This window comes from Rhodoplanes sp. Z2-YC6860, from assembly GCF_001579845.1.
In the GTDB taxonomy this organism is placed as follows: Bacteria; Pseudomonadota; Alphaproteobacteria; order Rhizobiales; family Xanthobacteraceae; genus Z2-YC6860.
Window position 1 is genome coordinate 5,426,376 of sequence record NZ_CP007440.1, and the last position, 23,088, is coordinate 5,449,463.

Below are 23,088 nucleotides of genomic sequence, written 5' to 3' on the forward strand. Positions count from 1 at the left end.
TGCCCGCGCAAGCTCGGATTGTATCAATGCCGATCGAGCAGCGGCTTGAGCTTCGGCGCCTCGAGATTGAGCCGGATCGAATTGTCCTCGCGCGCCGCTGCGGCAGGCTCGGGCGCGGCCTGCCTTGGCAACGTCGCGTACCATTGCCGGGCTGCGCTTGCGATCGTCGCCTGCGGATTCGCCGCACAATAGTCCGCCGCCGATTTGAGCACCTGGTCGTTGGTCAGGTTGATGGCCGCCGCGCCGCCGTTTGCCGATTGGGCCGCGTTGACGCCGCTGACATAGCCGAGAAGCCAGTTCGACGCCTGGTGATAGGTGATATCGCTCGTGCGCGCGCCCTTGGTGTACTGCGCGCAGGTCACGCCCGCGGCGCCGAACTGCTTCTGCGCCAGCGCGGGCGAGGAAACCGCCAGCATCGCAGCCAGCAGCGTAAGGCGGATCTTGCATGTCATCGCGGCGTCACCTCGAGCGGAGCGAACACGCCCCACTCTACCCCGCGGCACGCCCCGCGTGAAACCGCCCGCTTCGCCCTATTGCGGCACGATGCCGGCCTCGGCGGTCACTTTCTTGAACTCCTCGCGGTCCGTGTCGAGGAACCGCGTGAACTCCTCGGGCGTATCGCCGATCGGCTCCAGCGCGCGGTCGACCAGATTCTTCTGCCTGAACTCCGGCGTCCGGATGATCTCGACGATGGCCCGGTTGATCTGCGCAATAAGAGGCTTGGGCGTCGCGCCCGGCGCCACGATGCCGAAGTAGTTCCGGTTCATGCGCTCCGTGTAGCCAAGTTCGCTCAGCGTCGGCACCTGCGGGAACAGCGGCGAGCGCTTGTCGCTGTCGACCGCAAGCCCGACCAGCGTCCCCTCGGCGATCAGCGGCGCAAAGTTCGCGCCGCCGAAGAACGCGATCGGGGTCGAGCCGTTGAGGATGCCGGTCAGCGCTTCGCCGCCGCCGCGGAATGGCACGTTCACGATGTCGATGCCGTGCTGCTTGTTGAAGCGCTGGATGAACAGCCGCTGCGCAACGGCCGGCGTCACGAAGGCGAGCGGCTTGGCCTTGGCCGCCGCCGGCAACTCCGTCAGCGACTTGATGCCGAGCGAGGCGTGCGCCACCAGCACCTGCGTGTTGAAGAACAGATTGGTCACCGGCGCCAGATCACGCCGCGTGTCATAGCCGACGTTCTTGTAGAGGAAATCGTTGTAGACCAGCGTCTCGCCGGACAAGGCGCAGAGCGTGTAGCCATCGGGCGGTGACTCGGCGCAGGCCCTCCCCGCCAGCATGAAATTGCCGCCGGGCTTTGGCTCGATGATGAAGGCCTGGCCCAGGCGCTTTTGCAGTTCCTGGGCGAGCGCACGCAGGAAGACATCGAACGTGCCGCCCGGCCCGACATTCTCGATGAACTTCACAGTGCGCGCCGGGTAGTTTTGCGCCGATGCCTGCAACGGAAGCAGCGCCGCCAACGCAAACGACAGCAAGGCTGCGCGCAACGTCCCGGGCTTCATGCCCGTGTTCTGCATAACCTCCTCCTCCTCCGTCTCACCCGATCGTCAGCCCGGCTTATGCCGGGTCTTTTTATACTACGTTCAGTTTCAAGAGCTTTGCTGCATTCTTCCAGAGGATCGCCTCGCGGCTGGCCTCCGGAATGTCCAGATCCTTGATCAGCTTGATCGCCTTGGGCTTCAGCGACGTCAGCGGCGGCGCATCGCTGCCATAGAGAATGCGGTCCGGCCCCATCCACTCCAGCACCATCTTCAGCGCCGGCTCGTTGTAGGTCACGCTGTCGATGTAAAGCCGTTTCATGTATTCGCTGGGCTTCCGCTTGATCTTCATCGGCACGTAAGGACCGAGGAAGAACGCCTCGTCGCCCAGCTCGTAGGCATAGTCCATGCGGCTGATGGTCTCGCAGATGCCGCCGCCGCCATGCGAGGCGACGAGCTTCACCTTCGGGAAGTCTTCCAGGATGCCGCGCACGATCAGGCGGCCGAGCGCGAGACACAGATCGAACGGCCGGCCGATGCTCGACGCCAGCCGATACTCGCGCATGCGCTCCTCACCGAAGCCCGCGTTCGGCGGATGGATCATCACCGGCACGTCGAGATCTTCGATCAGCTCCCAGAACGGCCGTGCCTCGTCGTCGTCGGGGTAGCTACCCTTGTGGCTCGAGTGGATGAAGACGCCCTTGAGGCCAAGCACGCGGATCGCGCGCTCGGTTTCCTTGATGAATGCCGGCCCGCCGCACGGCAGGATCGTCGCAAACGAATAGAGCACCCCCTTGTGGTCGGACTGCACCCGCGCAGCGTAGTCGGTCCACTTCTGCACGGCCGCAAGTTCTTCGCTCGCGCTCTTGCCGCGCAGATAATGCGCAGCGTTGGTCACGACGCTGACGTCAATGCCCGCTTCGTGATGCGCCCCGAGGAAATTCTCCAGCACCATGGGGCAGCCGCGTTCGCCCCAGCTTGGACCGCCCTTGCCGTCCCACGTGCCTTTGTCGTCGGCCGCTTCCTCCGGGGTGTAAATGTGTGCGTGCCAGTCGATGATCATGCGGGCCGCCTTTCTTGTTATCGAGGCCGCAATGTCGTCGCTTTGCGGTTCGCGAGCCAATCGTATTTAATGGCGGAAGATATAACCTTGCGTTATAGGTCGGCCGCCCGATGAACCTCGCCCAGTTGCGCTACTTCGTCGCCGTGGCGCGCAACAAGAGTCTCAGCCGCGCAGCGAGCGACCTGCACATCTCCCAGCCCGCGCTGACCCGCCAGATCAAGCTCCTGGAAAGCGAGCTCGGCGGCGGGCTCCTGCAGCGCCACGCCCGCGGCGTCAGCGTCACCGATCTGGGCCAGATTCTGCTGGAGCGCGCCGAGCGTCAGTTGCGCGACTTCGAGCAGCTGCGCAGCGACGTTGCCGACGCCTCGATCGCGCCGAGCGGCCGGCTTCGCATCGGCTGTCCTCCTTCGCTCAGCACGTTTCTCCTGACGCGGCCGCTGAAGACGTTCATGCAGACGCATCCGAAGGTGATCGTGGAGGTGCGCGAAAGCATCAGCGACGATCTGTGGAAGGCCGTGCTGCACGACCGCCTCGACATCGCGATCGTCAGTGCGACGGGCCTTGAAACCAGCCGTCACTTCCTGTCTGAAATCCTGTTCGATGAGCCGATCTGGATGTTCGGCCCGCGACGAGCGCGTGGATGGCCGGCGAGCCAGAGCCTCGACGGGCTACCGCTGATTCTTACCCACTCCAACAACGCGGCGCGCGACGCGGTCGAGCGCGACATGCGGCGCGCGGGGCACGAGATCAAGATCGTGGCGGAGACGGATTCGCCGCGACTGATGATCGAGATGATCAAGGCCGGCGTGGGCTACACCATCGCGCCCTACCTCACCTTCTTCCGGCAGCTCCGCACCCGCGAGCTGTCGGGGCGACCGCTGAAGCGGCTCACGGTCGAGCGCACGCTGATCCACCGCAACGATCGCTCGGCGAGCAAGGCCATGCGCCTATTCGCTGAGCTCTTGCGGCCGGAAATCGAATTGGCCTGCAAGGAAATCGCCAAGGCGAAGAGTTAAGACGAGAAGCCAGAGCGTCTTCCAACACGCAAGCTTGAGCAGCTACGATGCCAAGGTCGGGGAACAGGTCATGCGGCGACGCGGGTTCATCCAGGGAATTGCGGCCCTAGCGGCTTTTCCGCGTGCCGCGAAGGCGCAGGCCGCGCCGGTCCTCGGCTTCCTTCACGCCAGTTCGGCCACCGGCTACGCCAAGGAGCTTGCGGGATTCCGCCAGGGCCTGCGCGAGGCGGGCTTCACCGAAGGGCAGAATCTGACAATCGAGTATCGTTGGGCTGACGGCCATTACGATCGGCTCCCTGCCATGGCCGCCGATCTCGTGCGCCGGCGCGTCGCCGCGATTGCGGCAGCTCCGATCCCCGCGGCGCTCGCAGCCAAGACTGCGACGTCCGACATTCCCATCGTCTTCGAGCAAGGCGCGGAACCGGTTCGCTCAGGTCTCGTGCAGAGCCTCAACCGCCCCGGCGCCAACATCACCGGTGTGGTCAATCTCGGCGTCGGCCTCATCGTCAAGCGCATCGAGATCATACACCAGCTCGTGCCCAACGCCCGGTCGCTCGCGGTGCTGATCAATCCGGCCAATGCGAACGCCGACGAGATGACGGGCGAAGCGCAACGCTCGCAGGCGCAGCTCGGCGTCACCGCCGAAATCATGAAGGTCACGACGCTCGACGAGATCGAGAAGGCCTTCGCCAAGGCCGCCGAACTGAAGGCCGGCGCGGTGGTGGTCGGCGCCGATCCCACCATGAACAGCCTGTCGGCGCAGATCGCGGGCATTGCGACGCGTCACAAACTGCCGGTCTGCGGCGAGGTGTCCGAGCTGACGAAAGCTGGCGGCCTGTTCAACTACGGCGCAGATCTGCCCGACGCCTATCGTCTCGCCGGCACCTATGTGGCGCGCATCCTCAAAGGCGAGAAACCCGCGGACCTGCCGGTGCAGCAGGCCACCAAGGTCGAGATGACCATCAATCTCAAGATTGCGAAGGCGCTCGGCATCGCTGTTCCTCTGCCGCTGTCTGCGCTCGCCAGCGATGTGATCGAATGAGAAGGCATGCATGTTGCAACCGGTGCGGCAGCAGTTCGCCCGGGGCATTGGCGCTACTTCGGTCCGTTACTCTATCATTGCGGTCCGCAAGGGAGTGACCGATGCCGATCGTCTTTCGACCTGCTCACGCTGACGACCTGCAGCGGATGCAAGAGCTCGTCGTTGGCAGCATCAACGACCTGACCGAACGTCACGGTTTTGGGTCCATGGCGAGCGTGGGCCGTCCGGATTTCCAATCGTTCTCCCTCAAGGATGATCCCGACGGCTTGTGGATCGCAGAAGCCGACGGGGAGATCGTCGGTTCCGCGTTGAGCTGGGTGTGCGGGGATTTATGGTTTCTGGCGGAGCTGTTTGTCTCCCCCGGCCGGCAAGGTAGCGGCATCGGCAATCGGCTCTTGGCGCACACATTCGATCATGCCCGAAAGGCGGGGGCCACCAACAAGAGCCTCATCACATTCACGTTCAACGTCGTGTCGCAGGGACTGTATATCCGGCATGGAATGTTGCCGCGCCTGCCGATTTATCTGTTCAGCGGCACGCGTGCCACGCTCAAGCCCCCCCGGCAAGGCGACGAGCTCCATTGCGTCGCGATCGAACCTTCCGCCTCGCATCTCGACACGCTGGCACAACTCGATTTGAGTGCGTTGGGCGTCTCACGCGAGAAGCATCACCGTTATCTTCTCGGCGATGCCACGATGAAAGGTGTTTTCCTGAAGCAGCATGGCGATTGCGTCGGCTACGCCTATGTCTCGGCCAATGGTCACGTGGGTCCTCTGGCGGTCGCAGAAGCGCGCCATATGGGCGCAGCGTTCAGGACAGCGCTGAGCCAGGCGGCAACAGACGGCGCCGAAAATTTGTCCGCCTTCCTTCCCGGCACGAGTGAAGCGCCCGGCATTGCCTTGGAGCATGGGATGCGGATCAGGTTTCCCATGGTGCTGGTATCGACACGCGAATTCGGCGATTGGACCCGATACCTTCCCCGAAATCCGGGCTTTATGTGATCGCGCCGCCGCCAACGGCGGCGGCAGCGCGGGTCTTGGCGGCGTTAGTCTCAGCGGCAGCCGGTCTCGGGTCCGCGGCGATCAACTGGCTTTCAGCGACGACAACTGCTCGGTGTCGAAGCGGGCGCGCAGTTTCCCGATGGCCGCGGCATCCGGCGGCGTGCTCTGCGCCACGAGTTTCACCAACTCCTCGAAGTAGTGCTCGTGGCCGGGCGGTGAGACCGTCATGATCATCCGCATCGTCTTGTCGCTGGGATTGGCGATGTTGTGCGGCACACCCGGGGGAATGAACACATAAGTGCCAGGCTTGGCGCGGATCAATTCGCCGCCGATCGTCCACTCACCCTCCCCCTCCAGCACATAGAAAGTCTCTTCCTGGACGCGATGGACGTGGGTGCCGGTGGAGAAGCCCGGCGGCAACGTCCAATCGAACATCGACGTGTGCTTGGTGTCCTGGCCGGTCACCAGGAAGAACAGCGGCTTTCCGGCGAGCGAGACCTGTTTGCCCTCGCCGGGCATGCGGACGACAGCTTTCGCGGTCATGAGATCCTCCGTGGCTTTGCGCAACATCGCGCGTTTGCGATGTCCCCATGGTGGTCGCGGCGCCCGCGCAAGTCGTGAAATCGGTCGGAAAAAGTTGCAAAGTGTTTCCGAAAGGGGTGGCCCCATCCATGGCGGAGACCTACCGGTTCGGCCCATTCCGGCTCGACGCCGAGGCCGAAATCCTGTTTCGCGGCGCGGAGCCGATCGTGCTCGGCCAGCGTGCGGTCGCGCTGCTGCGGCTCCTGCTCGAATGCGCCGGCGCCCCGGTCGCCAAGACCGCACTGTTCGAAGCGGCTTGGCCGGGGCTTGCCGTCGAAGACAGCAATCTGACGGTGCAGATCGCGGCGCTGCGCCGCGCATTCGAGGGCGCAGGCGGCGCCGACTGGATCGAGACCATTCCACGCCGCGGCTACCGCTATGTGGGTCCCCCGGTCGAACGCGGCGCGCCTGCGGCGCCGGCTGCGTCAGAGACGACCGCTTCCCTGCCCGGCAAGCCGTCGGTCGCGGTGCTGCCATTCACAAACCTGAGCGGCGACCCCGAGCAAGACTATTTCGCCGACGGCATGGTCGAAGACATCGTCGCAGGCCTCTCCCGCATCAAATGGCTGCTCGTCATCGCGCGTCCGTCGAGCTTCGCCTACAAGGGCATGGCGGTCGACGTGAAGCGTGCCGGCCGCGAGCTTGGCGCGCGCTATCTCGTGCAAGGCAGCGTCCGCAAGGACAACGGCCGCGTCCGCGTCACGGCGCAGATGATCGAGGCGGAAACCGCAGGCAACCTGTGGACCGAGCGCTTCGATCGTGCGCTCGACGACGTGTTCGCGTTGCAGGACGAGATCGCGCTCAACGTGGTGAGCGCGATCGAGCCGAGCCTGCGCCGCGCGGAGGTCGAGCGCGTGAAACGCAAGCGGCCGGAGAACCTCGATGCCTACGACCTTCTGCTGCGAGCCATCTCGCTCGACATGGCGATGCCGGACGGCGTGGCCCGGGCCATGCCGATCCTGGAACAGGCGCTCGCGCTCGAACCGGACTATGCGCGGGCGCACGGGCATCTCTCGATGTGCCACCACAGCCTGTATCTGCGCGGGGGCTTACGCGAGGAGAACCGCCTCGCCGCCGTGCGACATGCGCATGCCGCAATCGCCAGCGGCCAGGACGACAGCACGGCGCTCACGCTTGCCGGCTTCGCAATCGGCATGGATGGTCACGACCGCGCCGCAGCCGCGCAGGCCTTCGAGGCTGCGCTCACGCTCAGCCCCTCCTCCGCCTTCACGTATCTCATCGGCAGCGTGGTGTTCGGCTGGGGCGGCGACGCCGAGCGCGCCATCGACTGGGGCGAGCGCGCGTTGCGGCTGAGCCCGGTCGATCATTGGAATTGGTTTTCCTGCCACGGCATGGCGCTCGGGCATTTCGCACGCGGGCAATATCAGGAGGCCACGGCCGCGGCGCGCAAGGCGATCCAGTTCAATCCGGGTTTCAGCATGTCGCACATGCTGCTGGCCGCGGCGCTCGTAAAGACCGGCCGGACCGACGAAGCGAAGAGCGCGGCCACCCGCGTGCTGGAGCTGCAGCCGGCCTACAGATTCGGCGGACACTTCGCCGGCGTCGATTGCGAGCCGGTGCTGGCCAAGGCCCTGGGCGACGCGCTGCGGACGGTTGGCATTCCGGAGTAGGCGAGCCGAGCCCGCGATGAAGCTCTGTCGTAGCGACAGATGCGGCGTGCGATGTGATGCGTGCTTTGAAACCTCAGCTGAACGAAAAAGAGACCGCCGTTAAGGCGGCCTCCCATTCTCCGCTGCTGAGGCTAGTAGCCGCGATAGGGTTTGCAGACGCCATCCTGGAGTGTGCGGTACGGCCCGCAGAGCGAACGGCGCGGCGCGTATCCGTACGATCGATAACCTCGATAGTCTCGGTAGTCTCGGTAGTCTCGGTAATACCTGTCACGATAATGGCGTCTGTGCCCAATACGGGCATGGATGCCGGGGGCATCGATCGAGAAGCCTTGAGCCTTTGCAGTGTCGGCTCCGGGCGCCGTGAAAGTAGCCGCACCAGCCACCAAACCAAACGCCATGAGAGCCTTCGTCACGTTGCGCATGATCGTCTCCCTTTTCGGACGGAACAACGCTCGAAGGCCGCTTTTGGTTCATTCGAAAAGGTTTCGCGGGCGGCGGATTTGTCCAGGACTAACAGACAACCCCCGCCCCGAATGTGGGCCGGCAAAAGCTGGCGAAGCGCAGCCTGCGCGGCAACATGGCCGCCGGTCGCAGCGTTCGTTATCCATGCTACTGTAAGGCGACGTTCGTTGCGATCCTGGGAGTATCGGCAGCTCGAACAGTGGCTGCGAAAACGGGAGGACCGATGATCGATCAGAACAGACGCGCCATTCTGACAGCCGGCGCAGCTGCCGCCGCGACCACGGCGGCGCCGCAGGTGTTCGCCCAGTCGCCGCAAGCAGCGGTCCAGGGATTGCCGGCAGGCGCCAAGACCGGCTTTTACGAGAAGGGCAGCGTCCGCATCCGCTACGCGGAGATCGGCACAGGCTTTCCGCTGCTGGCGACGCCAGGCGGCGGCTTGAATTCGCGCATCGCGAACTGGCCAACTGCGGTGATCAACGTGATGGAGGAGTTCAAGAACGACTTCCGCGTGATCATCATGGACCAGCGCAACGCCAGCAGCGGCGTGTCCACCGGACCGCTGGCGATCGACGACCCTTGGGGCGCGTTCGCCGACGATCAACTCGGCGTGATGGATCATCTCGGCATCCACCGGTTCTTTTTCTTCGGCAACTGCATCGGCGGCCCGTTCGCCATGAAGCTGATGGAGCGCGCGCCGCAACGCATCGCAGCCGCGCTCTTGAGCCAGCCGGTCGGGCACCGCCCGGAGAAACCGGACTACATGTACGACTCCGGCCGCGACGTCTGGGCCAAAGAGCTGCGCGAGCGGCGGCCCGATGTTTCCATGGAAACCATCGAGAAGTATCTGCACAATCTTTACCGCGTGCGCCCCGACTTCGTGTACAGCGTGACGCGCGACTTCGCGAAGTCCTGCCAGACGCCGATGCTGGTGCTGCCCGATGATGTCGTCGCGCATCCGCTCCAGGTATCGATCGACATCGCCTCGCTCGCGCCCAATGCCGAGATCACGGTGTTTCCCTGGAAGGACCCGCCGGAGCTGAAAGCCCGCACCATCAACCGCGCGCGCAATTTCCTGAAGCGGCACGTGCCGGCGTAGCTGCCAGCCAGGCATGTCGCGGAGGCAGAACCGTGCGCGTTGGAATCGTTGCGATCGCCAAGACGGAAGCACCCTTCCTGCTCGAGTGGGTGGCCTTCCATCGGGCTGTCGGCATCTGGCATTTTTTCATCGCGGATAACGGTGGCGACGACGGCACCAGCGACCTGCTGAAACGCCTCGACCGGGCGGGACATATTGTACGGTTCGACTTCACGGACCGTCACCTCGCGCAGTTAGCAGCTTACGACGAAATTGTTCCAAGACTGCGCGGATCTCTGGATCTCGCAGTCATCATCGATATCGACGAGTTCGTTCGGCCGCTCGCGTCCGAACGGGTCGATACTTTCTTCACTGAGATGTTTTCAGACCCGAACGTCTCCGCTCTGGCGCTGAATTGGGCCTGTTACGGCTCATCTGGCCGCATCAAACCGGGCCGCGGCCTTGTGACAACACGCTTCAAGCGTCGCGCCGAGCAGGATTTCAGGAGCAACCGGCACTCAAAACCGTCGTTCGCGTTGATCGGTTTGTGTGCGCCTTGAATCCTCATCTGTTCAGTGTATCGGAAGGACGTTACGTCGATGTCTACGGCGAAGACATCACCGAATGGTATCCCGATTTCGGTCCTGGAGCCACGGCACGAACCCTGTGGCGTGGCGCGCGGGTCGATCATTTCCTGCTCAAATCGCTCGAAGAGTTCAAAACGATCAAACGCGCGCGCGGCCGGGTAGACCTGCCAACAGAGCATCCGGAATTTTACCGGCGCATGGAGTATTCACCGGCCTCGATCGCAACGAGGTCTACGACCCCATGCCGGCGAGCCTCGTTTGGAAGACGCGGATGCAGCTTCTGCGGATGCGTTGGCGGATGTTCAGGAAAGAACAGCTGTCCGCCGGTAAGCGCTCGCTTGAGCGGTTGCCCTCTTCACAACTATGAAGGGGCGAGGCTGCATCGGCCCGCCCCTTCCAAAAAATCCGGCCTGTACGGCCTCAGGCCAGCAGGAAGTCCGAGGCGTGCAGACTGCTCATCGTCACGTGGCTGAGCGTGACCGTCTCGTCGGACGCCACGGTGATGACCGTGTCGGTGCCGACCTGATGCATGGCGGCCTGCACCGCCTGGAAGTTCTGGAACACGTGATCGAACTCGATGACGTCGCCGTGGCTGAAGTCGGTGATGACGTTCTGTCCAAGATTGGCCGGGAACACGAACGTATCGTTGCCGTTGCCGCCGGTGAGGATGTTGTTGCCGCTGCCAACCCTCAGCACGTCATTGCCGTTGCCGCCATCCATGACGTTGTTGCCGTTGCCGGCGATGAGAACGTCGTCGCCATTGCCGCCGGACATCACGTTGTTGCCGTTACCCGCAGTCAGAACGTCGTTTCCGTTACCCCCGGTCATGGTGTTGTTGCCGTTGCCGGCGATCAGCGTGTCGTTGTCGTTGCCGCCGTCCATGACATTATTGCCACGGCCGCCGATCAGCATGTCACTGCCGTTACCGCCGGAGATGATGTCGTTACCGTCGCCGCCGTCGATCGTGTCGTTGCCGTTGCCGCCGTTGATCGTGTCGTCCCCGGTGGTGCCGGTCAGCATGTCGTTGCCACTGGTGCCGTTGATGGTGCGGCCCGTCTCGGCCACATCCGTCACCTTGACGCTGATGTCCTGGCTGCTCGCGGCGCCGAACGCATCGGTCGCCGACACGACGACGTCATAGACGCCGTCGTGGTTGGCATCCTCCGGCGTCTCGAAGTCCGGCGAGTTGATGAAGCTCAGCAGGCCGGTGTGGGGATCGATCTTGAAGAAACCCTGGTCGTCACCGCCAAAGATCGCAAAGACGAATGCGTCCTGCTCCGGGTCTGCGGCGGTCACGCTGCCGACCGCGGTGTGGTTCTCCTGGATCGAGAAACTGTCCGGTGACGAAAGCACCGGAGCGAGGTCGTGCTCGACCGTCACCGTCGTGCCGCCATGGGTGTCGGACGCGAGCCGGAACACATCGCCGGCGAAGCTCTGGTTCGGATCGAGCTGGATGGTGACGGTACCGCCGGAGCCGCCAGAAACCGTCAACAGATTCCCGGCCCCGAGCGTGGCGTTGGTGGCACCGTTATTGCCCGCGAGATCGATGCTGTCCTCGCTGGAGAAACCATCGACCACATTGGCAAAATGACCGCCGGTGAAAGCCGTCAGCTCGAGCTTGAGCGTCTGCGCTCCCGCATCGAGCGTGATCGCGCCGGTGCCTGCGGAATCCGCCTGGACCACGTCGAGCGTGCCGGAAGCGACCTCGGTCCCGCCGCCGTAGCTGTTGTGGCCGCTCAACACCAGCGTGCCGGTGCCGATCTGCTCGACGAAGCCCTGCCCCGTGATGGTATTGGCGAAGTTCACGGTGTCGGAATGGCCGAAGCTCAGCACGCCGTTGTCGAGCACGTCGCTCGCCAGCGCTCCCGTGGAGCCGACAACCAGCGCCGCGCCCTGGTCGATCGTGGTGCCTGACGAAAAGCTCTCGCTGTCGGTGACCGTCCACTGGCCGCCCTGGACGTGCAGAATCTCGACGCCGGTCACATTGGCGAGCGTGCCGGTCCCGTTGCCCAGCAGGTTCACGGTGTCGGTGCCGGCGCCGCCATCGAGCAACCCCGTCAGGCTCGATCCGGTGTATTCGTTGACGATGTCGTTGCCGTCGGCCAGCGACACAGTGCCATCGATGGTGCCGTAGTTGTTGATGGTGTCATTGCCGCTCGAGGTGCCGACGCCGTTCGCGAAGACGATGCTGCCTTCGATCTTTCCGTGGTTTGTGATGGTGTCGTCGAACGTGTCGGTGATCGAGATCGCCCCGTAGGTGCCACCGTGGATCAGTCCCCAATTCGTGATGATGGTTGGCGCAAAGCCGTTGCCGTGATTGTCCCCGTTGACGCCGCCCGGCCCGCCGGTGCCATCGCTGTCGTTGACCGTGATGGCGCGCTCGAAGCTCGTGATGACGCCGCCCACTTCATTGATGATCGAGCCACCACCGATCGTCACGGCCTCCTGGATATCGACGCTGCCGTTCGCCTCGACCACGTGAACACCGGTAGCCTGGATGGAGCCGAAGTTGTCGAGAGAGATCAGGCCGTCGATATCGACGCCGTCGCCGGTTACCGACGTGCCGATGATGGTGCCGTGATTGATGACGGTCGTCGTCGTGGTCTTCACGGTGTCGAGATTGATGCCCGAGCCGCTGTTGCCGATGATCTCGCCGTAGTTGTTGACCGTCACCGGGTTGTCGCCGGTGATGCCGTGGCGGGCGCCGGAGATCAGCGCCGCCGTGTGGGTCGCGTCGCCGTTGTTGACCGTGCCGCCGGTGTTGGCCTGGAAGTCGATAGCGTCGTTGCCGGTCGAGGTCGGCGTGCCGTTCAGCGACTTGATGGTGCCGAAATTGTTGATCGTGGCGTTGGTGCCGGCCCGGATGGCGTCGGCGTCCGCCGCCTGGATCAGGCCGGTGGCCTCGTTGGTGATGGTGACCTTACCGTTGGTCGAAACGAGATCGTTGAAGTCGATCGCCTGGCCGTTGTTGCCGCCGACACCGGTGGACTGGATCGTGCCGGCATTGTCCACCGTGAAGGTCCCGGACGGATTGCCGGTGAGCGTCGATGCCGAGATGCGCACGGCATCGCCCTGCGACTGGACGGTGCCGCCCAGGTGATTGTTGAGCGTAAACGTGACGATGTTGGACAGGTTCGTCGTATTGAGGTTGATCGCGCGGCTCGCCGAAGCGGTGGCGTCGATCAGGCCGCTGTTCTCGATGTCGATGTGGCCTGCGCCCGGACGGATCGCGTCGTCGCCGCTCGCGCCGATCGTTGCGCCCGCCTCGTTGGTAATGTTGATAAAGGCCATCTGCGATGTGATCGCGGCAAAATCGAGCGCCTGGCCGCTGGCATGCGCGACGACTTTGCCATTGGCATCCACCGCGCCCGACACCAGCAACCCGGCGTTATCGACCGTGATCGTCCCGTTCGTGATGTTGGTGTTGATGCGAAATGCGTCGTTGCCCGACGCGATGAGTTTCGCGCCTGCGTTGTTGTTGAGCGTGAAACTGCCGGTCGAGAAGCTGCCGGACGTGTCGATGCCTCGTGTCGTCGCGAGGATCGAACCGGAATTGTTGATGACGACGCCCGGCGAGGCCGAACCGCCGGTCCAGGTGATGTCGGTGGCGCCAGTAAGGATGCCGCCGCTCTGAATGGTTCCGGTGTCGTCATTGCTCACCGTCTTCGCGGCGGAATCGGTCGTGTTGGTGGGGACGGTAAAGCTGGCCATGACGCGGCTCCTGGCGACGGGGTGGACGTTTGCGGTTTCGGCGTGGGGCGCCCCTGAGCCGGGGCAAGGAACGGAAGGTTTTGGAGCCGCGAATTTTTCCGCGCTGTGTGACACCCGGATGACAGGTTTTTGACAATTGTCGTGCTGCCTCGTCAGAGGGCTGCGTAGCGGCCGAAGCGCGGGGCACGCAATCGCGAAAAAAATGGCGAGGGCGCACCAGTTCTCGGCCGCTCTCATGTCACAGAACGGGTCACCTGCGCGCGCCGTTGTCGTCAAAAGAAAACGGCCCGGGGTTAGCCGGGCCGAGAGGTTGGAAGACGAAAAATACTGACGTGAAAATCTAGCCGCATACTGGCCGCCATCCAGCAAGCCGTGAAGTGCGCAAAGTCACAGCCGGTTGGTGAATCGCGGGTCGCTCCAAAGGGCAAAATTTGAGCGACTTAAACGCGTCGGGGCGTCTGCGGTTGCACGCCTGCGGCACGGGCGCTGACCACAAGCTCTGGACCGCATTCGTACGCGGGTGCTGGCCGCTCTCAGGACCGCAGAGAGTGGCCAGACAGAGCCTCGGCAACGGTATCGAGTTCCATCGCCTTTTGGCACGAAGGCCTGCGCCAAGGCCCGCTTCAGCGCAGCACGGCGCGACGCTGTGTCAAACGACAAAAGCCGGCTGTCCCTAAGGCAACACCGCGGAAGAATCGCGTGTTCGTCAGGGACGGACAGAGCCTGGGAATTGGCATCCAGTACGGCTTTCAAGGTATGATTCGAGTCGGATAGCCGGTCTCGAGTGGAACTCGGCCGGCGCTGGGGGGAGCAGGAATGCGAACTTCCTGGTGGGCCGGTGTGGCCACCTGCATGGTCGTTGGGGCCGTGACATGCTTGGTGGGTTACCGCCATTTCAATCCGTCGCCCGCGCCAACGGAGACACTCGGTGTGTCCGAGCGGTCCGATGGGCATTCAGTCGATCAAAAAACAACGCCCCCGGCGACTGACAAAGATCAGGCCCGGTTGCAGGACGCGGACGTTGAGCCAGCCGATTTGAGTCCGGCGCCGAATCTGGAGCAGGACTTGGCAGATCTGGCAAAGGTGGATCTTACGTATCTCGCCTACTACGCCTACTCGGAAATCCCGCCTGACCCGAAACCGGCGGATGTCGTGCTTGACGCTCTCAAGCGCATCCCGCCTGGAACGCCTGTCGAGGAAATCAGATGGGTCTCAGGCCTGTTGGGCCTCGACTTCACCTTCATGAAGGCGGTCGCCAAGATCGAATCCAACTTCAAGCCGACAGCGCGCACCGGCTCCTATGTCGGCCTGTTCCAGCTCGGCAAGACCGAGTTCGAGAAATACGGGTCGGGCGACATTCTCAACGCGCGGGACAACACGGTCGCCGCCTCGCTGAAGTTCATCACCGAAGCCATCATGTTCGAGATGTTCACGCACCGGAAGCCGACGCTGAACGATCTCTACCTGATCCATCAGCAAGGCATCGATGGCGCGGCCGAGCACGTCAGCCACCCCAAGCGCCTGGCCTGGCAATCGATGTGCGCCACCGACGAAGGCAAGGAAAAAGGCGAGCGGTGGTGCAAGCGCGCGATCTGGGGCAACACGCTTCCGGCCGTCAAAAAGGTCTGGAAAAACGTCAACAAATTCACGTCAGGCGCGTTCGTCGCCATGTGGCAACAGCGCGTGACCCATTTTTACGCGCTGTATTCCACGACCGCTGCGAACTGAACCGCAAACCGATCAGCGGATGGTAGCGGCGCCGCTTTGACGTCCGCCCTCATGAGGAGTGGACGTCGCGTCCCGGCCGGCTCTTACCACCAGCCGCGCGGCTGCTGCTGCCGGCGATCGTCGCCGCGCCGGCGTGTGTTGCTGGAATCGCCGCCCCAACTACCGAAGAACGAGAAGCCACCGCCGTCGCCGCGAAATTCGTCACTCGCAATGAGCTGCTGGGTGGGCTTGCGCGTGATGAACCCGCCCTGAGGCTGGTTGCTCAGAACCGCGACGAATTCGGTGCGATAGTTGGTCTCGCTGCTCAGCGGCTCGTCCGAGATGACGATCGAGGATCGCGGCAGCGCGGTCGGCCCGATGCGGTCGAGTACCTCCTTCGGGATGGTGACACGATCGAGAGCGTTCTTGGCCTCGTCACCGTGATCGATCGTGACGGCGCTCCAGCGCAGGCCGTCGCCGTTGCGTGCCATCGCGGTGAACACGTGCGTGCCGATCGGCTTGTGGGGGTCGCGGATCGCGACCGGAACCTCGATGGACGAGTCGAACACCTCGCCGCCGTCCGGCCAGCGCTTGTGCGTGTTGCGACGGACGTAAAGCTTCTGCGTCGCGCGGCTGATGTAGATCGAGACCGGTTCGACCGCGAGCTTCGCGTCGGTCGCGGCCTTGGCCGTGGCGGTTTTCTTGGCTTCGGCCGCCTTGAGGGCGTCCTTTGCGGCCGCGTCGGCGTCGAGTTTCGCCTTCGCGTTGGCCGTGGCGGTGTCGAACTGCGTCGTTGCGCCCGCGGCCTTGGTGGCGGCCTTCTCTTTCCGCGCCTCGGCTTGCGCCTTGGCCTGATCGGTCTTGGCAGCGGCGAGCACCTTTTCGGCAAACGCGAGTTCGGCGTCGGCGCGGGTCTTGAGCGCCTTCAAGTTGCGGAGCGACGCCGTAAGCGATGCCGCCCCGCGTGTTGCTGCGACGACAGCCTTCTTCGCATCGTCGGCCGCCTTGGCAGCGTCCGCGGCCTCCTTGGCGGCCGCCGCAACACGCGCCGGAGCGGCCGCGATGGCCTCCGCGTTCGGCTGCAGCAACGCCGGGTGGGAGAACTCGACCGGAGCCGCTTCGTTCGGCGAAATGATCACCCGCATCCCGATCCGCGTCTTGTCGAACAGCTTTTCGGCGAAGCCGTAGGGCATGCGGACGCAGCCATGCGATGCTGCGTATCCGGGCAACGGCCCGCCGTGCAATGCGACGCCGTTCCAGGTGATGCGCTGCATGTTCGGCATCCAGGCATCGTCATACATGCTGGAATGGTGGTCCTTGTCCTTCTCCAGGACCGTGAAGATGCCGGCCGGCGTTTCGCGATCCTTGACGCCCGTCGACACGGGTGCGCGCGTCATCCAGCCGTCGGCGTCGTAGAACGTGACCATCTGGTTCTTGATGGTGACGATCGCCATGATCGGCTCGCCCACAGTGCGCTGCGCCTGCTCCACCGGCGGAATCTTTGCCGGACCTGCGACCGCATCGGCGGTCAGTGCCGTCAGCGCGGCGACCGCCGCCAGCGTTGCGATGGTGGAAGACCGCCAATGACCCGCCGCCACGGTGGACCGCGCCGTTGCCAACAAGTTGACCATCCCCTGCTCCGGTTGAAATGCCCGTCCCAACATATGTGGATTATGTGTCAGATCGCGAGCTTTGAAAACCAACCGCCAGCGCCATCCACTCCGTTACTTGCCTCCCGGAACCAACGGCGCCCCGCGACAGTGATTCCTTAGGTGGACAATGTGCCCTGTGGTAAGCGAACGGCACCCCGGTCCCCATCTTTGACTTGGCGGATGACAGCTCCACCACGCCTTATTGAAAGGACACACAATGGCAAAGAACACGATCTGTCTGTGGTACAACAAGGATGCCGAGGACGCAGCGCGCTTCTATGCCAAGACGTTTCTCGACAGCGAGGTGATCGCCGTCCGCCACGCCCCGACCGACTATCCGTCCGGCAAGAAGGGCGACGTGCTGGTGGTCGAGTTCAAGGTCGCCGGCGTCTCGTGTGTCGGCCTCAACGGCGGCCCGACGTTCAAGCATAACGAAGCGTTCTCTTTCCAGATATCGACCGAAGATCAGGCCGAGACCGATCGCTATTGGAACGCGATCGTCGGCAATGGCGGCCAGGAAAGCGCGTGCGGCTGGTGCAAGGACAAATGGGGCATTTCGTGGCAGATCACGCCGCGTGTGCTGCTCGAAGCCATGGCGGCCGGCGGCGATGAGGCCAAGCGCGCGTTCACGGCGATGATGGACATGCGGAAGATCGACGTCGCGGCGATCGAGAAGGCGCGTCGCGGGTAGGATTCCCGGCGGGCAGCGTGTCTCTGAGGTTTCTGGCGGTACGATCGTGCCGTCCGGAATGCCCGGGCGATCAAGCAATCGCAGGGACAGGCTTAGACAGCAAAAGGCCGCCATGACGGCGGCCTTTGGTTCTCGAAATGGTGCCGGCGCTTAACGCTGCTGCACGGCGGGAGTCAGTCCAACGGGCTTCTCGACCTTGGGAGCCGCGCGGCGCGGCGTGGCCAGCAAGCGCGAGATGATCGACCACACATATTCGCTGCGCTCGCGGTGGGCTTCTTCCCAAACCTTGGCAAAACCTTCAGTGCCTTTCATCGGAGCCTCCCAAGTGGACCGCTGCAATGGTTGGAGCATGATCCGCGTTGGCTGAATCGTGAAGTGCGCAAAGTCACAACTTGGCCGAAGCTGGCTATGCAGCCATTTTCGGCGGAATTAATCCAAATAAAACAGATACTTATAGAGGCCGCCCGCTAGTCGAACATCGCGATGCAATCGATCTGGACATCGATGCCGGCGCGGTTGGGGATGCCGCCGATGCACGTCCGCGTGACCTTCTCGCCCGCAAGATAGGCGCGGAAGGTTTCGTTGAAGCGGGGAAAGTCGGCGACGTCGCGCAGCGTGACGCGCACGTTGACGATGTTCTTCGCGGTCGCGCCGGCGTCCGCCAGCACGCTCATCAGGTTGTCGAGCGCAAGCCGCGTTTGCGCTGCGATGTCGCCCTCAACCACCGCCCCGGTGCGAGGATCGACCGATCCCAGGCCCGAGGCGAACAGCATGTTGCCAAAGCGAACGGCCTGCGCGAGCGGCGAGTCCACCTGCCCCAGCGTGGCGCCGGGTGTCGGCGCCGACGATGACGCGATGATCTGTTTCGGCATGGCGTGGTTGCCTCGCGTCAATCGAACATCGCGACGCAGTCGATCTCGACGTCGGTGCCGGCGCGATGCAGTACGCCGCCGAAGCAGGTGCGCGTCACCTTCTCGCCGGCGAAGTATTCGCGGAAGGTTTCGTTGAAGCGGGGAAAGTCGGCCACGTTGCGCAGGATGACGCGCATGTTGACGATGTTCTTGGCGGTTGCACCCGCGGCCTCCAGCACGCTCATCAGATTGTCGAGGGTCTGCTTGGTCTGCACCACGATGTCGCCCGGCACCACCTGGCCGGTGACGGGATCGAGCGAGCCCGTACCCGACACAAACAGCATGTTGCCAAAGCGAATGGCCTGCGCGAGCGGCGAAACCGCCTGGCCCGGCGTGAAACCGGTGGTCGGCGCCTTGGACGACGTGATGATCTGCTTTGGCATGGGAGCTCCGTGAGATGGTGTGCGATGAAGTCGTGAACGTCTGAAAAAGCTCGCAAATGATTCCGCGAGCAGCGGCTGAGCGATAGCGTTGCCTTAGACCTTGGCGTCGACGGCGACGCGCAGTCCGGCTTTCTCCAAGCGCGGCAGCACCTCGCGGCCGAAGCGCTCGAGGCCGCCTTCGTAGTCGAGCCAGGTCAGGAGGAAGCCGTCCACACCTGCGTCGGACAGGTTCGTGAACAGGCTGGTGATGCGATCCGCATCGCCCACCAAGGGATAACCGGCGAAGCCTGCCTTCAAGGCGTAGGCGAGCTTGGCCGCCGCTTCCGGCGGCATCGCCTTGGTGTCGATGGCGTTGTTGCGGATGATGTTCTGCACCGGCTCATCGTCGCCCTGCGTGACGATGTAGTCGTAGGCGTAAGCCTGGGCCTCCGCAGTCGTGTCCTTGAGCACGACATAGGCCGACATCCAGATCTGGATCTCCTTGCCGAACTTCTCGCGGGCGTCCTTGCGGTACTCCTCGACCTGCTGCTTGATCGCCTTGGGGTCGGGATTGTGCGCGGAGACGAAAGCGATGTCACAGTGCTTGGCGGCGAACTCGCGGCCGCGCGGGGAGCGGCCGGCGTTGAACAGCACCGGACGCGCCTGCACGCCGTGCGGCTGGCTGTAGGCATCCTTCAGCTTGTAGTTCTGACCGTCGTAGTCGAAGCTCTTCCGCCCCGACCACAGACGGTCGAAGATCTCCATCCACTCTTCGGCGAGCTCGAAGCGGTCGCTGTGCTCCTTCACCTCGTAGCCAAAAAGCTTCATGTCCCCGGGATACCAGCCGAGAACGAGGTTCATGCCCGCCCTGCCTTTGGAAATGAGATCGACGGTTGCCGCCGCCTTTGCGACGAACACCGGATGCATCAGCGTGACATGCAGTGTGCTGACGACAGCAATACGCTCTGTCACGGCGGCCACGGCGCCCGCCCAGGTGAACGCCTCCATGAAGTCGCCGCTGTAGTGGTCGTCGCCGCCGAACGACTTCCAGTGCATCGCGGAGACGAAGGCCTCGAGCCCGAGCTTTTCGGCTTTTTGCGCGAGCCGGACGTTGGCGTCCCAGCTGCACTTGAAGCGGTCGGGATGGAACGTGAAGGCAGCGCCATTGCCGCTGATGCCGAAAACGCCGAGCTTGATGCGATTCTTGGAATCGCGGATGGGGTTCGATTTCGTGCCGACCTGGTCGGTCATGTTTGCACCTCTCCCTGTTAGTTGATCGCCGAGGCAGCGGTGCCCTTGATGGCCTCGGTTCGAACGATGTCGGTGACGTGATCGCGCAGCTTGATGAACGCCGCGTCGCTCCGCATGTCGTAGCGCCGCGGCCTTGGCAGATCGACGTCGATCACCTCGCGGATACGGCCGGGATGCGCGGTCATGACCACGGTTTTGTCTGCGAGATAAATCGCCTCGTCGATGTCGTGGGTGACCAGCACGACGGTCTTGCGCTGCTCCTCCCAGATCTCCAGCAGGAAATCCTGCATGATGGATCGCGTCAGTGAATCGAGCGCGCCGAACGGCTCGTCCATCAGCAACGTCGACGGATTGATCGCAAGCACGCTCGCAATTGCCGCGCGCTGGCGCATGCCGCCCGACAGTTCGGCGGGCTTGCGCTGCCGGAACGCTGCCAGTCCGGTCCGTTGCAGCATGCGCTCGACCACCTGCTCGCGGTTGCCCTTGCCTTTGTTGGCGCGCAGCGACAGGCCGAACGCGATGTTGTCCTCGACCGACAGCCATGGAAACAGAGCCGTCTGCTGGAACACCACGCCGCGATCCGGTCCAGGCCCCTTGATGGACTGACCGTCGACAAGAATTTGTCCGGCGGTCGGCGTCTCGAAGCCGGCAACGAGGTTCAACAGCGTGGACTTGCCGCAGCCGCTCGCCCCGACCAGCGTGACGATCTGCTTCTCCTGAACCGAGAGCGTGACATCGTCCAGCGCCGTGACGGAATCGTCGCCGGTCTCGAACCGCTTGGTGACCGAGGTGATGCTAATGCTCCCCACCGAAGGTCTCCCTCTCGTTCCAGGTGAGCAGCATATCGCGGACCAGCACCACCAGCCGGTCGCATACGAATCCCAGCAGGCCGATGCTCAGCATCGCCGCGATCACGACGTCGTTGCGGTAGAACAGATACGCGTCGTTCAGGAGATAGCCGAGCCCGCTCCGCACCGCGAGAATCTCGGCGACCACCACGAGCACCCAGGCGATGCCCATCGACAGCCGCACGCCGGTGAGGATCGACGGTAGGGCCGCCGGCAGGATCACACGCGACAACAACTCGGTCTCGTTGGCGCCCATCATGCGCGCGGCCTTGTAGAGCGTGATGTTGATCTGGCGCACGCCGTGCGTCGAGTTGATCGCCGCCGGAAAGAATGCGCCAAGCCCGATCATGAACACGGCCGGCGCGTTGCCGATGCCGAAGAACACCAGCGACAGCGGCACCCACGCCGTGACCGGAATGTTGCGCAGCACCTGGATGGTCGGATCGAGCACGCGCTCCATCACGCGGCTGAGGCCGATCAGCAGCCCGACGAAAATTCCAAGCGCGACGCCCCAGCCGAAGCCTGCGAACACGCGCCATGTGCTGGCCCAGGCATGGTCGAGCCAGGTGCCGGAATAGCGCGCTGCGGCGTCGGTCTGGCCGGTGATGAGATCGTACCAGACCCACATCACCTCGGACGGCGGCGGAAGCACATTCCTGCGCACAAAGCCGATGGTGCTGAAAACCTGCCAGAGCAGCAGGATCGCCACCGGGAAGATGGCGTATTGCAGCACCAGCGATGTGCGCCGCCAGAAATCCCCGGGCTTGACGACTGTGGGCGACGGCTCGCCCGCAGATTGCGTCTCGTTCAACATCACCACGTTGACAGTTCGGCCGGTGACAGCCCCGACGCCTTGGCCACGAACGAGAGATCGACGAAGCTTTCGACCTTGGCGCTGAAGTCCTCCTTGACCCAGCCGAGTTCGTGCAGCTCGCGCGCCATCGTCTTGATGTCGGCGACGTTGGTGCGGAAGTTGTACTTCAGGAACTCGCGCTCCTGCATCGCGATCACCGGGTCGGGCAGCCGCGAATATTTCTTTTCGAACTCGATCTGCTTGTCGGGCTGGCCCATGAAGGTCTTCATGGCCTCGACATGCGCATTCACGATCCGCTGCAGGAGCGCAGGCTTCTCCTTGATGAGCTTGTCGGTGACGATGAAGCCCACCTCCTGTTTGCCGAAGTTGCCGCCGAACAGATGCAGGAACAGCGCCGCATCGCCCTTCTCGATCGCGATCGCACCGAAGGCGGACAGCGTCATCGCCAGATCGACTTCGGCGGCTTCGAGGGCACGCGGATGATTCGGGAACGGGATGTTGACGACCTGCACATCCTTGTCGGGATCGATGCCGAGCGACTTCAGATAGACCGCGAGCTTGGCGTGCTGCATCGAGCCCGTCGGGGTGCCGATCGCCAGAGGCTTGCCCGACGACTTGCGCGACGCCGCAAGCGATTTCAGCGATGCGCCATCGTTCGGCTTGAGATCGAGGCCTTTGCGCGAGACGAGGACGTTGTAGCCGCCGCCCCAGCCGCACACCCACTTGACCGGGATGTTCTCGCTGATCGCACGGATCAGATGCTGGGTCGTGGTGTTGCCGGTCTCCAGCTCGCCCTGCTCGATGGCGAGCAGCACCGCGGTGCTATCGCGGAAGTCCTTCGCATCGAACACTAGGTCCTGTTTCTTGTTGGCTTCAGGCAGCGTCGTGCGCAGCGCGCCCATGGCGCCGATCTGAAGTCCTTCGCGAACCGTGTCGGCTGCATGCGCCGGCCGCATCAGCATCGCCGGCAGCGCGATGCCAGCCGTCGCCACGCCCACCGCCTTGCCAAAGTCACGTCGATTGATGCGGTGTCCGGTCATTTTGTATCTCGCTTTGTATGCGTGGTGGATAGGCCCGACAGGCAACTTCTGTACCGCCAACGCGAGAGCATATTTCGTCACAGGCTCCTCGGTCTTTCAAGGTGACCGGCGCGCGAACCATCCATGCGGTTCTCGCGCGCGTCGCTGTGCCGCGTTTCGCCGCGGTT

Annotated in this window: 21 protein-coding genes; 8 read left to right on the plus strand and 13 right to left on the minus strand. The window is 63.7% G+C overall.

Annotated features, from left to right (window positions below):
* Window positions 1-23: 23 nt before the first annotated feature.
* The 3 genes from RHPLAN_RS39670 to RHPLAN_RS25600 form a co-directional block, all read right to left on the minus strand.
* Window positions 24-452 (minus strand): HdeA/HdeB family chaperone, encoded by a 429-nt coding sequence (locus RHPLAN_RS39670; RefSeq protein ID WP_068023910.1) that lies wholly within the window; start codon window positions 450-452, stop codon window positions 24-26.
* Window positions 453-530: 78 nt separating this feature from the next.
* The gene (locus RHPLAN_RS25595; RefSeq protein ID WP_068023914.1) at window positions 531-1,514 is read right to left on the minus strand and encodes a Bug family tripartite tricarboxylate transporter substrate binding protein; all 984 of its coding nucleotides are present in this window, start codon (window positions 1,512-1,514) and stop codon (window positions 531-533) included.
* Between the two features lie 55 nt (window positions 1,515-1,569).
* A complete protein-coding gene (locus RHPLAN_RS25600) occupies window positions 1,570-2,538 on the minus strand; it encodes an amidohydrolase family protein (RefSeq protein ID WP_068023916.1) in 969 nt (322 codons plus the stop codon).
* 110 nt (window positions 2,539-2,648) lie between these two features.
* On the opposite strand from RHPLAN_RS25600, the gene RHPLAN_RS25605 reads away from it, so the two are divergent.
* From RHPLAN_RS25605 to RHPLAN_RS25615, 3 genes are all read left to right on the plus strand, one after another.
* Window positions 2,649-3,554: a LysR family transcriptional regulator gene (locus RHPLAN_RS25605; RefSeq protein ID WP_068023918.1), complete on the plus strand. Its 906-nt coding sequence runs from the start codon at window positions 2,649-2,651 to the stop codon at window positions 3,552-3,554.
* Between the two features lie 70 nt (window positions 3,555-3,624).
* Window positions 3,625-4,596 carry an ABC transporter substrate-binding protein gene (locus RHPLAN_RS25610; RefSeq protein ID WP_157100481.1) on the plus strand — a complete coding sequence of 324 codons (972 nt, stop codon included), beginning with the start codon at window positions 3,625-3,627 and terminating at the stop codon, window positions 4,594-4,596.
* Between the two features lie 101 nt (window positions 4,597-4,697).
* Entirely contained in the window at window positions 4,698-5,597 is a 900-nt protein-coding gene (locus tag RHPLAN_RS25615) for a GNAT family N-acetyltransferase (RefSeq protein WP_068023924.1), read from the plus strand.
* Window positions 5,598-5,678: 81 nt separating this feature from the next.
* Here RHPLAN_RS25615 and RHPLAN_RS25620 read toward each other — a convergent pair whose 3' ends face one another.
* The gene (locus RHPLAN_RS25620; RefSeq protein ID WP_068031836.1) at window positions 5,679-6,140 is read right to left on the minus strand and encodes a cupin domain-containing protein; all 462 of its coding nucleotides are present in this window, start codon (window positions 6,138-6,140) and stop codon (window positions 5,679-5,681) included.
* Between the two features lie 128 nt (window positions 6,141-6,268).
* On the opposite strand from RHPLAN_RS25620, the gene RHPLAN_RS25625 reads away from it, so the two are divergent.
* The 3 genes from RHPLAN_RS25625 to RHPLAN_RS25640 all read left to right on the plus strand — a co-directional run bounded on the left by RHPLAN_RS25625 (window position 6,269) and on the right by RHPLAN_RS25640 (window position 9,907).
* Window positions 6,269-7,810: a tetratricopeptide repeat protein gene (locus RHPLAN_RS25625; protein WP_068031840.1), complete on the plus strand. Its 1,542-nt coding sequence runs from the start codon at window positions 6,269-6,271 to the stop codon at window positions 7,808-7,810.
* A 685-nt stretch (window positions 7,811-8,495) separates the two neighbouring features.
* Window positions 8,496-9,368: an alpha/beta fold hydrolase gene (locus RHPLAN_RS25635; protein WP_068023930.1), complete on the plus strand. Its 873-nt coding sequence runs from the start codon at window positions 8,496-8,498 to the stop codon at window positions 9,366-9,368.
* Window positions 9,369-9,400: 32 nt separating this feature from the next.
* The gene (locus RHPLAN_RS25640; protein ID WP_068023933.1) at window positions 9,401-9,907 is read left to right on the plus strand and encodes a glycosyltransferase family 2 protein; all 507 of its coding nucleotides are present in this window, start codon (window positions 9,401-9,403) and stop codon (window positions 9,905-9,907) included.
* A 447-nt stretch (window positions 9,908-10,354) separates the two neighbouring features.
* On the opposite strand, the gene RHPLAN_RS25645 is transcribed toward RHPLAN_RS25640, so the two are convergent.
* Entirely contained in the window at window positions 10,355-13,645 is a 3,291-nt protein-coding gene (locus RHPLAN_RS25645) for a beta strand repeat-containing protein (RefSeq protein ID WP_068023937.1), read from the minus strand.
* Between the two features lie 1,065 nt (window positions 13,646-14,710).
* Between RHPLAN_RS25645 and RHPLAN_RS25650 the strand changes: the two genes are divergently transcribed.
* Window positions 14,711-15,373, plus strand: coding sequence for a transglycosylase (locus RHPLAN_RS25650; RefSeq protein WP_237179915.1), 663 nt, complete (start codon window positions 14,711-14,713; stop codon window positions 15,371-15,373).
* Between the two features lie 83 nt (window positions 15,374-15,456).
* Here the strand turns inward: RHPLAN_RS25650 and RHPLAN_RS25655 are convergent, their stop codons facing one another.
* Window positions 15,457-16,983, minus strand: a complete 1,527-nt coding sequence (locus tag RHPLAN_RS25655) for a L,D-transpeptidase (protein ID WP_068023940.1) — start codon at window positions 16,981-16,983, stop codon at window positions 15,457-15,459.
* A gap of 238 nt (window positions 16,984-17,221) precedes the next feature.
* Here RHPLAN_RS25655 and RHPLAN_RS25660 point away from each other — a divergent pair, with 238 nt between their 5' ends.
* Entirely contained in the window at window positions 17,222-17,695 is a 474-nt protein-coding gene (locus tag RHPLAN_RS25660) for a VOC family protein (RefSeq protein WP_068023944.1), read from the plus strand.
* A gap of 150 nt (window positions 17,696-17,845) precedes the next feature.
* On the opposite strand, the gene RHPLAN_RS39675 is transcribed toward RHPLAN_RS25660, so the two are convergent.
* The 7 genes from RHPLAN_RS39675 to RHPLAN_RS25690 all read right to left on the minus strand — a co-directional run bounded on the left by RHPLAN_RS39675 (window position 17,846) and on the right by RHPLAN_RS25690 (window position 22,921).
* On the minus strand, window positions 17,846-18,007 hold the full coding sequence (locus RHPLAN_RS39675) for a hypothetical protein (protein WP_157100484.1): 162 nt from the start codon (window positions 18,005-18,007) through the stop codon (window positions 17,846-17,848).
* A gap of 155 nt (window positions 18,008-18,162) precedes the next feature.
* Window positions 18,163-18,567 (minus strand): RidA family protein, encoded by a 405-nt coding sequence (locus tag RHPLAN_RS25665; RefSeq protein ID WP_068031846.1) that lies wholly within the window; start codon window positions 18,565-18,567, stop codon window positions 18,163-18,165.
* Window positions 18,568-18,584: 17 nt separating this feature from the next.
* On the minus strand, window positions 18,585-18,989 hold the full coding sequence (locus tag RHPLAN_RS25670; RefSeq protein ID WP_068023947.1) for a RidA family protein: 405 nt from the start codon (window positions 18,987-18,989) through the stop codon (window positions 18,585-18,587).
* A gap of 93 nt (window positions 18,990-19,082) precedes the next feature.
* Window positions 19,083-20,219: an LLM class flavin-dependent oxidoreductase gene (locus RHPLAN_RS25675; protein WP_068023949.1), complete on the minus strand. Its 1,137-nt coding sequence runs from the start codon at window positions 20,217-20,219 to the stop codon at window positions 19,083-19,085.
* A gap of 17 nt (window positions 20,220-20,236) precedes the next feature.
* Entirely contained in the window at window positions 20,237-21,028 is a 792-nt protein-coding gene (locus tag RHPLAN_RS25680) for an ABC transporter ATP-binding protein (RefSeq protein ID WP_068023952.1), read from the minus strand.
* The gene (locus RHPLAN_RS25685) at window positions 21,015-21,881 is read right to left on the minus strand and encodes an ABC transporter permease (RefSeq protein ID WP_068023956.1); all 867 of its coding nucleotides are present in this window, start codon (window positions 21,879-21,881) and stop codon (window positions 21,015-21,017) included. Before RHPLAN_RS25685 ends, RHPLAN_RS25680 begins: the two co-directional genes overlap by 14 nt.
* Window positions 21,881-22,921, minus strand: a complete 1,041-nt coding sequence (locus tag RHPLAN_RS25690; protein WP_068023959.1) for an ABC transporter substrate-binding protein — start codon at window positions 22,919-22,921, stop codon at window positions 21,881-21,883. Before RHPLAN_RS25690 ends, RHPLAN_RS25685 begins: the two co-directional genes overlap by 1 nt.
* Window positions 22,922-23,088 lie beyond the last annotated feature (167 nt).